The 12,978-nt window shown below is 41.6% G+C and carries 12 protein-coding genes and 1 pseudogene; 1 reads left to right on the forward strand and 12 read right to left on the reverse strand.

Annotated elements, in window-relative coordinates:
• Positions 1–409: 409 nt before the first annotated feature.
• A pseudogene (locus NCCP133_RS20240) lies at positions 410–741 on the forward strand (IS1595 family transposase); the annotation flags it as partial.
• Between the two features lie 78 nt (positions 742–819).
• Here the strand turns inward: NCCP133_RS20240 and NCCP133_RS20245 are convergent.
• From NCCP133_RS20245 to NCCP133_RS20300, 12 genes are all read right to left on the reverse strand, one after another.
• A complete protein-coding gene (locus tag NCCP133_RS20245) occupies positions 820–1,122 on the reverse strand; it encodes a hypothetical protein (RefSeq protein ID WP_264807053.1) in 303 nt (100 codons plus the stop codon).
• A gap of 287 nt (positions 1,123–1,409) precedes the next feature.
• Positions 1,410–1,799, reverse strand: coding sequence for a cupredoxin domain-containing protein (locus NCCP133_RS20250; RefSeq protein WP_264807054.1), 390 nt, complete (start codon positions 1,797–1,799; stop codon positions 1,410–1,412).
• A gap of 175 nt (positions 1,800–1,974) precedes the next feature.
• Positions 1,975–3,078, reverse strand: a complete 1,104-nt coding sequence (locus NCCP133_RS20255; RefSeq protein ID WP_264807080.1) for a GerAB/ArcD/ProY family transporter — start codon at positions 3,076–3,078, stop codon at positions 1,975–1,977.
• Positions 3,079–4,114: 1,036 nt separating this feature from the next.
• Positions 4,115–4,528, reverse strand: a complete 414-nt coding sequence (locus NCCP133_RS20260; protein ID WP_264807055.1) for a DUF1772 domain-containing protein — start codon at positions 4,526–4,528, stop codon at positions 4,115–4,117.
• Positions 4,529–4,654: 126 nt separating this feature from the next.
• Positions 4,655–5,014, reverse strand: coding sequence for a hypothetical protein (locus tag NCCP133_RS20265; RefSeq protein ID WP_264807056.1), 360 nt, complete (start codon positions 5,012–5,014; stop codon positions 4,655–4,657).
• Positions 5,015–5,221: 207 nt separating this feature from the next.
• Positions 5,222–5,761 (reverse strand): GNAT family N-acetyltransferase, encoded by a 540-nt coding sequence (locus tag NCCP133_RS20270; protein ID WP_264807057.1) that lies wholly within the window; start codon positions 5,759–5,761, stop codon positions 5,222–5,224.
• A gap of 482 nt (positions 5,762–6,243) precedes the next feature.
• Positions 6,244–6,414, reverse strand: a complete 171-nt coding sequence (locus NCCP133_RS20275) for an acyltransferase (protein WP_264807058.1) — start codon at positions 6,412–6,414, stop codon at positions 6,244–6,246.
• A gap of 497 nt (positions 6,415–6,911) precedes the next feature.
• Positions 6,912–8,351, reverse strand: coding sequence for an aldehyde dehydrogenase family protein (locus NCCP133_RS20280; RefSeq protein WP_264807059.1), 1,440 nt, complete (start codon positions 8,349–8,351; stop codon positions 6,912–6,914).
• A 61-nt stretch (positions 8,352–8,412) separates the two neighbouring features.
• Positions 8,413–9,717 (reverse strand): aminotransferase family protein, encoded by a 1,305-nt coding sequence (locus NCCP133_RS20285; RefSeq protein WP_264807060.1) that lies wholly within the window; start codon positions 9,715–9,717, stop codon positions 8,413–8,415.
• Between the two features lie 42 nt (positions 9,718–9,759).
• Positions 9,760–11,352, reverse strand: coding sequence for a sodium:solute symporter family protein (locus NCCP133_RS20290; protein WP_264807061.1), 1,593 nt, complete (start codon positions 11,350–11,352; stop codon positions 9,760–9,762).
• A gap of 1 nt (position 11,353) precedes the next feature.
• Positions 11,354–11,530: a hypothetical protein gene (locus tag NCCP133_RS20295; RefSeq protein ID WP_264807062.1), complete on the reverse strand. Its 177-nt coding sequence runs from the start codon at positions 11,528–11,530 to the stop codon at positions 11,354–11,356.
• Between the two features lie 159 nt (positions 11,531–11,689).
• Complete coding sequence (locus NCCP133_RS20300) at positions 11,690–12,976, reverse strand: ArgE/DapE family deacylase (RefSeq protein ID WP_264807063.1); 1,287 nt, start codon at positions 12,974–12,976, stop codon at positions 11,690–11,692.
• Positions 12,977–12,978: the final 2 nt, after the last annotated feature.

A 12,978-nucleotide genomic window follows, 5' to 3' on the forward strand; every position in this document is an offset into this window, starting at 1 on the left:
TTTCAGACCTATTATTTCTTGCCTTAAGAAGATTGTCGAATATTACTTACACAAGATTTTACGCAGACCCACTTTACGATTAATTAATTGAGACATAACCTTTTTATCATCAGCTCCAAACAAAAGCTCTGCCAGGACGGATCCCGGCAGAGCTTTTCTTTATTTACCTTTCACTATTTATAAATCCTTTTACAAATAAAGCACTTACAGTGGCCCCGCGATCCTGATGGCCAATCAACTTTTCAAAGTACCTTTCCGCCCGTTCTCAGAAAAAGTATGAATGCATTACACAAAACTGTAAATTCTTACGCAATCATTTTTATACATAATTAAATTAGCATTTCTATTATGGCGACCTTTCTTCGCTCTCATCCACGATTTCCAGCTTCATGAACCCTTCATGGCAACATTAGGAAGATTGAAAAAAGAACAATCTAGACAAAGCAGTTGGACATAAACTATCACACGAAAATATATTATGTACTGATGCTTGGCGAGCATTTAAAGCATGCCACTGAAAACGGAATGTCCATTTATCAGTTCCACTCTGATGGGAAGGTTCAAACAAAAGGACTTTATCATATCCAGAACGTCAATAATTATCACAGCAGACTCAAAGGATGAATACAGCGTTTTAACGGTGTGGCAACGAAATATCTCGATAATTACCTTGCTTGGTTTCAAGTGTTGGAGAGTATTCACCATCAACTTAATAAAGTCACGGTTAATGATCGGGTGCTTTAGTTGAAGAAGCCACTAAAAACAACAAAAAGGACTTCCGTATATTTGAAAGTCCTTTCATCATAGCAGAAAACAACATTAAACTTTAACAAAGCCTTTAAAAAAGGAAAAAGATGCCCCTATACCAAGTCCTAATAGTCCTGTTGTAAAAGGAAAGACAATTAGTTCGGTTGGCTGCAGGATGAATAACAGCATCATTGTCAGAAAGTAAGACATGGCTCCAAATGGAATGGAGAACATGGAACATAACAGAACAGGTGCAGTGGCAAGCGGACTAAAAAAATATCCTATACCTGGAAAATAACCGCCGGCAGCCTGCAGAATAGCAGCCATACAGGCAAAAATAGACGAAGCAATGAGCTTCCTCGTTTTTTTGTTCATTGAATTTTATTTGAGATAAGCGAACCTCATCAGAAATCGGTTTGAAAAAATACACCCTTCCACCTCTTTCTAAATGGTTTTACGTTACCATCATTATATTTACCATTTATTGAGGTGGAACTATTATTAATAATCCAACCATCAATCCCTTGTTTTAAGAGAAATCTCTATAAAACTTAACCGGTAATTCCGGGAAGGGACATATGCTGGCGGATGGAAGTCAGCCGTTTTGATGATGTCTTTAATAATAGGGAAATGAAAAAAGCAAGACCTAATGGCCCTGCTCTTTATTTGACTATTACTTGCCCAACCATTCCTTCCTGGAAATGGTACCGGCATATCAATTCATATATACCAGGCTGCTTCGGTGTCACGGTAATGTTTTTTTCTTTTCCTGGCTGGACCTCGGCGTCAATTCCCAGCTTCTCCACTGTAAAGGTGTGCTCTTTCTTACCTTTGTTTTTCAATATCAGCGTTGTGGCTGTTCCACTTGGAATCGTAATGACTTTTGGATTAAAATAATCATCGTTCAGCTCGACCTCAATCGATTTCGCCGTCTCCACAGGCTGAGCTGCAATATCGGATTCGGCCATTACTCCGAGTGAACCTAGAGTTGCTACAGACATAACCATTGCCAGCACAACAGCCAATCCTGTTACCCGTTTTTTTACAGACATTTCAATCCCTCCTTCCTAAACATATTTTTTCTAATTCAAAAAATATTATCACTATAAATTTAGTTCTAGGAGCAGAAAGACAGGTTCATCGTCCCTCTGTGCACATAATCTTTACCGCTCAACCTGGATCCATTTTATAAAAGTAGTTCCTTCTCAATTTTTAAAATAAGCCTTTTCATTTCTTTATCTCCTTCTTTTTTACCCTCTTGGCAATCATGATGGCGGCAAAGAGCAAGGGGATATAAATGAATGTAAAGCCAAACCCTATTTTCCCAAAATAGTCATTAAGCAGACTAATCTTTTCGCGCGTATTAATAAAGGTAATCACTATTAATAAAACACTGACAACAAAAAACACACCGATTTTTTGTCTAATATTAAAGATTCTCTTGATAAGTCTAGAAGAAATCCAAATGGCAATACACACATTCGGGAGCATAATTAAGTTCCAGCTTGCAATTCCAATATATTCAAAACGTTCTACAAAAGGCATTTCAACAATTTTCCACATGGTCAAAGTGGCCCAGACTTGTTTAGCAAGCTGATCTTCCGAATAATAGGCAAACGTAATGACTGCTAAAATAGTATATATCAAGGTAGTGGTTAATACAGCAAGGTGAACCCACTTTTTGGATTTCTTTGGTTCTTTTATAAAAGGGTAAAAAAACAGAATAATCTCAAAACCGATGAAGGAAAGCGACATATTGTAGGAACCTATGAGAATTTCCTTAACTGAATGATCCCAAATTGGGAGGAGATTATAGAAATTTGAGAATTTAATGGCCCAGCCAAATGTCAGAAGGAGATAAGCCGGCAATATTAGGCCGAAAAAGGCTATACCGACTACCGTTCTGAGCCCTCCAAAAATGATATAAGTACAAAGCATCATGAATCCAAAGGAGAACCAGAAAGTGCTAAGCTCCGGAAACATCCACACTTGAATGACCTCGATAAATGTTCGTAATATAGCTAACACGTACAAAAAAAAGTAACCTATGAAAATAGAGCTGATTGCCTTGCCGATCAAATTACCAGTAAGGTACTTATGGACTGTCACAAAATCACCATCAACCGTTTCGGCAATTTTATAAATCATCCAAATGATGATATGTATGCATCCCCCGGCTAACAGGATGGAAATCCAGGCATCATAGCCTGCATCCTTTGCGATGGCTCTCTGATAGCTAAGAACCCCAATGCCAATTTGCATGGACATAATTAAATAAAACACTAGAAATGGGGAAATCTTCAATCTGTCTGGTATTTGCTTCTCCCTTATCTGGTTCACCTCCGTTTCATGATTGGTAACTGGCTGCTGTAAACTGCGTTCCCACTCCAGCGTTATTCATCAATTAATTCTCTTGTGCTTTTTCCTTGCTAAAGCGAATAGGATTTTTAGTACGCAAAAAGAGCGGCCTCTTGGCTTGCATTTTAAATGGAAGCCTGATAATCGCATCTTTCCTATCTGTCTAGTGCTGGACATCCTCTTAATCCGTTTTTTAACCATTTCCTCATAAGTAAGCATTACGTTTATTGTTGCCGGTATGGGAAAATTTATGAATGGAAGGCAAAAAAAAAGGAAGGTGTGGCGGTTAGAATTCAATAGGCTAAGGAGATACCTAATCGGCGACTTCTTGTACCACTACATGACCTGTTGTGAAAAAGCGTTAAGGAATTCCACTAAAACGGCGTTTATCCTTCCTAAATCAACACCCGTAAGGTATAAATAAATCTTAACTTAACCATATAATATAAAAATGATGACAGATATAGCTAACAAAGATTGAACTGAAAGTATTAAATTTTTTCTCTGACGATTAAGTTTATTTACTCTTTTTATCGTAACGGCTGACAGCCAAGCCGAAACGATTGGTCCAACCCCTACTTTCATAATCAACATGACAGGCATGGCTGGGCCAACATGATGTTAATTATCTACATCCATAAAAATCTCATAAAGGAAAATTGGCAAAATAACCGGCAAAGCCCAATATATAATAAAATTTGATGAATAACCTACAACATTTTCCGCTAACTTTTTCAATTCCCCCATCCTGACTGTTTATTAAATACTTCTTAATTCGGCGGGACAGAGGGACAGGTTCTTCATCCTTCTCTGCACACAATCTTCACCACTCAAACTAGATATCCAGCTTATAAAAGTAGTTCCTTCACAATTTCCCCCAAAAAAACGCTGCTATCGGCCCTCTGCATCTTAACCAAATGCACCCGTTTAATAACGGTAATTTATAAAAAGTTAATCCATTTTACTATTAGTCAAATTGGAACTGAGAAACAAAGGAACACGAAGCCGATTAGAGCAACCAAGAACGAATAGATTGAAAGAACATCCATCGTTTTCTTATCTCCTTCCAATCACTCGGTGGATTGTCTGCATCCCACTCTTTGGTTGCCTTGTTAATAGGAACGTTATATCTAAGAGTTATTATTGTTGCTAAAATGAACATTCCAGCAGAGGAAAAACGGCATATTTGTTCAATACCTCCAAATTCTTTAGCAAATATTGCAAAAGAAAAGGTAAGAATAACGCTTAGAGGCATAAATGCTGGCATAATAAGTCCATATGTTTTCAGTGAACCTTGTTCAAAACGTATATATTGCTTTTTAGGTAATTGCCGGACAACTGGATATACTAAAGCGTAGGAAGTAAACTCAGCACAAGCAGTGAAGCCTGCTATTATAATTGTCATAAAACCTAATATATCCAATATTGTAACGCCCTCTATATTACAATTAATTATATATTCTTATTATAAATTTGATTGATATTTTTAACTAACCTGTCCGTTAGAGAAACAAGGAAAGCGACTGCTCTTATTGAACAATCGCATCCGTCACTTTAAGTGTAACTCTTCACAATCGTTTTCTCTTTTATTCTTGGGAAAATGCATAAGAAGAAAACAAATGAAATAAGTAATACATGAAGCAACAAACCAAGCAAAGATTCCAGGTGTAAACATTAAGTACAAACTGATTGGCAAAGACCAAATAAATGCGATTAACATAAGATATTTTTTATTCATGAATGAAGAAATGATAGCCAGACAAGCTGGAAGGAATAACATAACAAAGGTATTACCTGCCATATCTCCAGAACTTGAAGCTGTATAACGATTATAAAAAACTAGAACAATCCACAAAACAATACTGAATAAACCAGCGATTACTCCTAAAGTTAATCCAGTTACTCTCAATTTCAATCTCCCCCTTTAATTAATTTTTACCATAAATTCTCAAAACTTCTTTAAGAAAACTGCCCGTTACTTTATGTAAATCTTCACAAATCTATTAAACGCCATCTATAACTGTTAATGACGGTTATCAGTTCAAACGTATAAAAAACATAAAGAAAATAAAAAGCAGTACATAACTTGTTTTACTGCATCAAATGTTTAATACATTCAAAACTTTAATATAGAGTACACCTTTAAATCCTTATATTCCCCTTTAACATACATTATCTTTCTGCTTATACCTTCGAAAGACATACCTAACTTTTCCATAACACGCTCTGAACCCTTGTTTTCTAAAAAACATCTCGCCTGTACACGAACTAAGTTCATACTGTCGAAACCAAAAGAAATGATTGCCCTTGCTGCTTCGGTAATTAACCCTTTGCCCCAGTATTCTTTAGATAAAACATAACCAATTTCAGCACTTTTGTGTTCTGGCTGCCACCAAACAAAGTGAACTGTCCCAATAAATTTTCCATTTTCTTTAAGCTCAATCCCCCATGGAGCATCATATTGAGGTAAAAACGTATTTATAAATTCAATTGTATCTGATAATGAAGAATGAGTTTCCCAAGTAACATATCTCGTTACTTCTTCATTCGAGGCATATAAATACATATCTTCTGCATCATCTAATGTAATTTTTCTAAGGATGAGACGCTCCGTTTCTAATTTAGGTACATCAGCAAATTTTTCTAAGATAATCATGAATTCACCACTTTACTAAATAGTATCCACTGATAATAATTCTATCGTTTTTTAAAATTTATTTATTCAATAAAACTGCCCCGTTCGAATAACGAAAAAGAATTGCCACAGTAACCCTTTTTTATGCTCCTTCTTTAACAGTCTTGTCCCGCAGGCTTAAAAAGTTTTTCATTGAGAATTTATTTCTATAACCCGGTCATTTATTCCTTTTGAAATCCAGTTTAATGGAAAGTAATTTATTTACTGGGATCTGCGCACGGAAAGCATAGGGATTTTTCATAAAAAAAAGGGCTGCTTTCAGCCCCCTCATCTTAAAATAACACATCCCTTTGGTTTTCTAATACAAAATAATGGTTGCCTCGCTTTTTATAAACGAATCTCTCTTAAGTTCATAATAACTGCTTCTTTACTTGAGAATTGACATACTGCCAAAACATACATCAATTAATGACTAACTTACTCTTTCTCCAAGATTCATTTCCTCAAACTTCTGCACAAAATTGCAGGTTACAGGCTCGCCCGATGGATTGTCTGGTAGCCGGATCCCGATAGTACGTTTCATTAAAACCGCATAAAGAGCATTCTAGTTCGTGGATGATCTCCCGCTGGCCTAGTACTGCTTCCAATAATAGCTCGAAATGCAAATCTGCCACTTCCATTTCCCTTTTTCATTTTTTATATCAAACGGGGAGTGTGAAATTTCCCGAACTTTGTATAGTCTAATGGCGCATCTTTACGTCAAAAAATGGGCAGGAACCCTATTAGACTTTGGTTTTGATGAGGAGAATGGGTTCTTTGCAATAACTACTATAGAAACGGGAACTATTAATATGTAAAAGTCTTACACGCTTCGATATTTTCTATTATTTTTCGGGAAATAATATGATTTATATGTCATTATATATTGCTTCAATGCTATGTAATAGGAGTCTTACTCTATCCGATTTAATTTTGCAGAATTTTTATTAAGACTGCTTAAAAGCACCATCCCCCAACAATTTGGACAAAATCAATCAAACGTTTGATTAAATAACTTAGACCCAACCTACCAAACAAAAATACCCAGCGACACCAAAATCGCTGGGTATTTTTTCGTGAAACATATCTGTGAAACAAGAAATTTCGGGTGGTACCTGGTACCCCAACTACATCAATTATTATTAATAATAACTAGCTTCATTTCCGTCATTTCATCAATGGCATATTTGATGCCTTCGCGGCCGACACCGCTTTCTTTGACGCCGCCGTATGGCATGTGGTCGACGCGGAAGGTTGGGATGTCGTTGATTAATACTCCGCCAACGTGGAGCTTCTTGGCCGCATCCATGGCCGTGCGGATATTTTCCGTGAAAATGCCAGCCTGAAGGCCATAGCGGGAGTCGTTGACTAGTTCAATCGCCTCTCCAACCGATTCAACCTTGTTAATTAAGACAATCGGAGCGAACACTTCCTGGCAGGAAACCTTGGCAGATGGCTCGACATCAAGCAGCACGGTTGGCTTCAAAACAGTCCCTTCGCTTGTTCCGCCCAAAGCAACCTTGGCGCCATTCTGCTTGGCTTCCTCGATCCATCCTAATGTACGCTCCACTTCCCTTGGAGCAATTAAAGCCGAAACATCGGTTTCAGGATCTAACGGATCCCCCACCTTCAGCTTCGAAGCGGCTTCCACAAACTTCTCTGTAAAACGATCATAAATCTCACTGTGCACATAAACTCTCTGAAGGGAAATACAAACCTGGCCCTGGAAAGCAAATGCCCCCGTCACACAGCGCGGGATGATTCTCTCCACGTCCACATCCTTATCGATAATCAGAGCCGCATTCGAGCCCAATTCAAGGGTCACATGCTTTAATCCTGCCTTATTGCGGATGCCGATCCCGACTTCAGGGCTTCCCGTAAAAGATATTTTCTTCACGCGATCATCCTTTACCAGCTTTTCCCCTACTACAGATCCGCTTCCGGTAACCACATTAAAGGCACCAGATGGAAGTCCGGCTTCCTCTAATAGCTCAGCGAGAAAAAAAGCGGAAAGAGGGGTCTGCCCCGCCGGCTTCAGAACCACTGTATTTCCGGCTGCAATCGCCGGGCCTACTTTATGAGCCACTAGATTAAACGGAAAATTAAACGGGGTAATCGCCCCAATTACTCCAAGCGGTTCTCTTACTGTATAGGCTACACGGCCTTCACCGCCAGGGGCTGCATCCATCGGAATCGTTTCGCCATTGATTCGCTTCGCTTCCTCAGCCGCAAACTTGAATGTCTGAACCGTTCTGGCAACCTCGCCTTTAGCAGTGGCAATCGGCTTAGCTGCTTCCAGGGCAATGATTCTCGCCGCTTCATCTGAGCGCTGATCCAGCAAAGCAGCGAGCTTTTCAAGAATACTGGCACGCCGATGGCTTGGCATCTCCGCCATTTTGCTTCTTGCCTGATAGGCTGCCTCAATGGCAAGGCTCACCTCTTCCACTGTCGCCTGCGGAATTTCTGCAAGCAGCTCCCGGCTATAAGGAGAGTACAGGGATGTATACTCCTTCGCCTCCACCCACTCGCCATTAATATACAATTGCTTTTTCGCTGCATTTTTGACCGTCATTTCCTAACCTCCCAGTTTCCATTAATAAGAAGAGTGCCTTACACATTTCTCTATTAATCTCCTATATACTTTGTTCTACTGCATAAATGGAATCATGAAGAATTTCAACCAGACGTTCAACTTCCTGTTTGTTAATTGTCAGCGGCGGGGCAAAGACCAGAATATCCATGCCATCAAAGATGACCGACCGGCAAATGAGTCCCCGTTTTGCCGCTTCATTCACAACAGCTGGCGCAAACTGTCCCTTTTCACTTTTAAGTTCGACAGCCCCAATCAGGCCGAGTGCCCTCACTTCTGAAACAAGCTCCCGCTCACCCTGTATCCACTTAAAGCCCTTCAGCAGTTCCCCGCCCATCAAACGGGAGTTTTCAATCAGATTCTCCTTCTCGATAATTTCAATATTTTTCAGCGCAACCGCACAAGCCATTGGATGGCCGCTATACGTATATCCATGCAGCAATGTTCCAGCTGAAAGCTCCTTCAAATCCGTAAAAATAGATTCAGAAAGAACAACTCCGCCCAGTTGGGCATAGCCGCTTGTAACTCCCTTGGCAAAGCACATCATATCCGGCGCCACGCCGTCATGCTCGATTCCAAAGTATTTGCCCGTGCGGCCAAAGCCGGTAATGACTTCATCCGTAATAAACAGAATATCATACGCACTACAGATCTTTCGCACTTCCTGGAAATAGCCATCCGGTGCAATATGGACACCGCCCGCTCCCTGAATCGGCTCCGCCACAAAGGCTGCAATGGTTTCAGGCCCCTCTGCTTCAATCGTCTTCCTTAATGCATCAGCAGACAGATTTTCCGTATAGTAAAAGTCAGGCGCAAGTGAATTGGTGAAATCACGGAAAGGCTTCAGGCCCGTTGCACTGGTCGCGCCCATCGCCACCCCATGGTAGGATTTTTTCCGCGAAATGATTTTCTTTTTGGAAGGCTGGCCCTTTAAAATCCAATAATGGCGTGCAAGCTTATAGGCTGTATCATTCGCTTCCGATCCGCCGGACGTAAAGAAGGTGGCACTTAGATCACCTGGTGCAATCTCCGCAATCTTTGCCGCCAGCCGGATGGCCGGTTCATTGCTGAAAGTCGCGAAGCAGGAGCTGAAAGCCAGCTGATTCATTTGCTCCATCGCCGCCTGGCCCAGCTCTTTTCTTCCATGTCCTATATTCACATTCCAAAGGGAGGACATCCCATCCATTACCCGGCTGCCCCTGACATCTTCGAGATAAACGCCTTCTCCTTTTGTAAAAATAAAGGCCGGCCCTTGCTCCTGCTGCTGCTGAATCGAAGATGTGGGATGTACAAAATGCTTCTTATCCAGCTCTGCCAATTCCTGAAATAAAGCGGCTGTCTTGCTCATGAAATTCCTCCCTTACTATTATAAAGTCAATATAATGAAGTTTCATATTCCAAGCTTAACGATAAAATAACCCCAAAGAACGACAGAGATGACAACAAAAGAAACAGCAACCGTTACCGTTTGCTTGTATTCTCTTTTCAATTCGGCAGCACCGTTCTTTTTTGCCAAGATCCTTTGAATCGTTACAGCCGATAATCGCGTTTCTTTAATCTTCTTGTAATAGCCCAGTTCATAATCGGTCGGCTTTGCGATAAACCCGACGATGAGTAAGGTTAGCACAGAAACAATAATGCCCAGATAGAAATGATCAAAACCAACTGGGAAGATAATGATTTCATGCCTTTTCAATTCACCGAACACGATAAAGGTGGTGATCCCTGCAAGCATGCTCGCTGTTGCGGCCTTGCTGCTCATCCGCTTCCATTCCAGGCTGCCAATGATGGTCGGCATCCAGGAAACCGCAAAGATAGAACCCGCATAGATTGAAATCCAGAAGATCGAGGAAGGCCGCAGAATTGCGATGATGCAAACAACCGCTGCAACTAGCACCTGTGCACCGCGTCCAATGGCCATGCTTTTCTTTTCATTAAAATCTTTATGCAGGACGTTTTCAAATAAGTCCTTCGCAAGGGCAAATCCTGTTAGAACAAAAAGCGTAGAAGCAGTTGACATAATGGATGCCATCAGCCCGGCTAAACCAATTCCAGCTAAGGCAGGAGGAGTATAGTCCATCATCCCGACAATAAATACGCGGTCAGCCGGATCGATTCCAGGCTGCAGGACCATCATGGCAGCGGCAGCAATGAAAACGAGCAGCTGCATCAATGGGGCGAAGAACACACCAATTACAGCGGTCTTCAAAATGACAAAATCGTTTTTCGCCGGGAATACACGGGACACAAGGGATGGTGTACATCCAAAGAATAAGATCCACATTAAGAATTGAGAGAACACCCAGCCAAACGGACGGTCAGCAGCTCCATTGATGCCATAATAGCCCGGAATGACTTCCCCTAAATTCTTTATCTGGTCAAGGCCGGCTTGTCCAATAATAAGCGGGGAAATCACAATCGCAATCGTCAGCATCGTAAAGAACATCAGCGTATCCGTAATCACAACCCCATACATGCCGCCCATCGCACTGAAAATTAAGAGAGCTAAAGTAAATAGCAGAATTAAGACAGGAAACGGAATATTTAAAATCTCGGATAGGATGACGCCCGCGCCGATCAGCTGCACCACTCCATAGCCCAATAAGCCGATAATCATAATGGAGGTCGCAATGACCGTCACCCATTTGTTTTGGAAACGCTTTTCAAAGAAATCCGGAAGTGTCTGGCATTCCAATGCCTTTAATTTTCTTCCTACATAGATAACAGCAAATAATGTCCCAAGCCACGCGCCATAGGATCCGAGTCCGGCATGGGCAACAGGTCCCTCGTTATAAATTATCCCTGCAAGCCCCAAGAGGGTTACCGCACTTAAGTACGTAGCTGCCAGCGTCCCCACAATCAGGAGAGCAGAGCCCTTTTCCCCCATGACATAAAAGTCATCTTTGTTTTTGACATATCTGGTTACGATAATTCCGGCGATGACATAGACAGCAACAACGGTAAAAAAGATTATTTTCTCCATCCTAAACCTCCTTTGTTATGCCATCGGGAATCGATTTTGCAGGAGTATCTTTTTCTTCTTCCAGCTTTTTAATGGCTGGCAAATACTCTTTCTTTAAAATCCACATGACTATTCCAGCTGATATGACCGTCGTGGCAATGGCGTTTCCGAATAATAACCATAATCCTGGATTCATCATTTAAAACCCCCGTTTTGGTAGCGGAAAAGGGCAGTAGCCCCTTCCGCTTTATTTTTTATATTGTTGCTCTCTCAAATTGGCCTGTTGATTTCCGTTCCAGGTACTCAAGCTGGCGGTGGCAGTGTGCCGCGCCTTCTGCTCCAATCAACTGTGCAAAGCCTACTCGTTATACTGACACCACTTCAACAGAAAAGCCGCATAGGTTTTCGTAACTCGTTTGACACTGTCGAGATCCACCCATTCATCCGGGGCATGCAGGTTTGCGCCTGTTGGCCCATAGCAGGTGGAAGGAATATTGTAATAGAGATTATAAAATCGGCAGTCTGTCGTCCCTGTAAAGGCACTGCAGCTTAACTTATTTTTCTCAATGACCCGGTGCGCTTCCTCTAATGTATGGATAAATTCCTGATCTGGATCAAGGGTGAAGCCTTCCGCATGAAAGCCGTAAAAGCTGATTTCCGGCGGGTTTTCTTTTAGCCACTCATCCTTTTTGGCTGCTTCATGCAAGAATTCCTGCAATTCCTTTTTCACATCTGCCGGATCCAGTCCAGGATTAAATCCTACCCGCGCTTCGACTATGCATTCAGACGGAACCGTGGAAGGCCAGTCACCGGAATAAATTTTTCCGATATTAATATTCTGAGGGTGCGGATGATCACCAAAGACTTGATGCTTCGGACGGCTATTAATCTCTTTTTCATAGTCCTTCAGTGCCTGGACTATATGATAGGCTTTTTCAATCGCATTGACCGCTTTGTCCGCTCTTTCCGTATGGGCACCGAGACCGGCCACCTTAATGCGGACCCAAATAACGCCAACCTGGCCGACTAATGCCTGCTGTCCGAGTGGTTCCGGAATAAGCGCGGCATCTGCCCTGTACCCGGCTTCAATGGCAGCCAGTGCCCCATTTCCCGTACACTCCTCTTCCGTGACGGTTTTGATTGTCACATCATTAGCAAGCTCCACACCTGCCTGCTGTACCGCTTTTAGCGCATAGATCATCGCTGTCACACCGGACTTCATATCCGCAATCCCGCGGCCATACATTTTATTGCCGACAATTTCAGCGCCCCATGGATCATAGCTCCACTTGGATACCGGCTCCGCGCTGACGACATCAATATGCCCTTGAAAAATAATACTTTTCCCTTTCTTTTCTCCCTTTGCTTCATATTTCCCTACTACAACCGGGCGGCCGTCATAGGACCATTCCGCCTTTGAATAGCCAGGGTGAGCACCCAGCTTCTCAGGATCAGGAATAATTTTTTCAACCTTCAAGTTCAAATCCTTTTCAAGAGATTCAGCCAAATACTCCTGAATCGCTCCTTCATTCCCCAGAGTCGAAGGATAGCGCCCCAGCTTTTGCAGATAGGAAACCTCCTCCTCCCATAACACATCCACTTGTTCAAAGACTTTCCCAATAACATCCTTTTGCACTTTTTCCATCT

It is taken from the genome of Cytobacillus sp. NCCP-133 (assembly GCF_026011715.1).
Lineage (GTDB): Bacteria > Bacillota > Bacilli > Bacillales > Cytobacillaceae > Cytobacillus.

Excerpts from the sequence above, each read along its gene's own strand:
- NCCP133_RS20250 (WP_264807054.1), bottom strand. The coding sequence starts at position 1,799 with ATGTCTGTAAAAAAACGGGTAACAGGATTGGCTGTTGTGCTGGCAATG.
- NCCP133_RS20245 (WP_264807053.1), bottom strand. The coding sequence starts at position 1,122 with ATGAACAAAAAAACGAGGAAGCTCATTGCTTCGTCTATTTTTGCCTGT.
- NCCP133_RS20295 (WP_264807062.1), bottom strand. The coding sequence starts at position 11,530 with ATGATGAATCCAGGATTATGGTTATTATTCGGAAACGCCATTGCCACG.
- NCCP133_RS20300 (WP_264807063.1), bottom strand. The coding sequence starts at position 12,976 with ATGGAAAAAGTGCAAAAGGATGTTATTGGGAAAGTCTTTGAACAAGTG.
- NCCP133_RS20290 (WP_264807061.1), bottom strand. The coding sequence starts at position 11,352 with ATGGAGAAAATAATCTTTTTTACCGTTGTTGCTGTCTATGTCATCGCC.
- NCCP133_RS20285 (WP_264807060.1), bottom strand. The coding sequence starts at position 9,717 with ATGAGCAAGACAGCCGCTTTATTTCAGGAATTGGCAGAGCTGGATAAG.
- NCCP133_RS20270 (WP_264807057.1), bottom strand. The coding sequence starts at position 5,761 with ATGATTATCTTAGAAAAATTTGCTGATGTACCTAAATTAGAAACGGAG.
- NCCP133_RS20280 (WP_264807059.1), bottom strand. The coding sequence starts at position 8,351 with ATGACGGTCAAAAATGCAGCGAAAAAGCAATTGTATATTAATGGCGAG.